Raw genomic sequence first — 251 nt, forward strand, 5'->3', positions numbered from 1 at the left:
CACACCGGGGCGCCGCGGCAGGTGCCGCTGTTTCGCCGAGCAGCCGGTGGCTACGGAGTGGTCGGCATTCCGGGGAGGTTCGGGAACGCCGGGAACCCGGGGAGCTGGGCGAGCGCCGCGGCCTCCTGCACGTCAGCGGAGTTCAGCAGCGCCGCCGCGTCCGTCACGGCCGGCGTCTCCGACTCCTCGGCCGCCGCCTCGGGCAGCGCGGTGAGGGCGGGCGGGGTGGCGGGCGCCGCGGCGTCGGTCGG

General features: G+C 78.5%; 1 protein-coding gene. It reads right to left on the reverse strand.

Annotated elements, in window-relative coordinates:
- Nucleotides 1-50 precede the first annotated feature (50 nt).
- A partial coding sequence (locus ACRX5W_RS03290) for a hypothetical protein (RefSeq protein ID WP_436786352.1) occupies nucleotides 51-251 on the reverse strand: 201 nt, incomplete at its 5' end.

It is taken from the genome of Yinghuangia sp. YIM S10712, assembly GCF_051388935.1.
In the GTDB taxonomy this organism is placed as follows: domain Bacteria; phylum Actinomycetota; class Actinomycetes; order Streptomycetales; family Streptomycetaceae; genus Yinghuangia.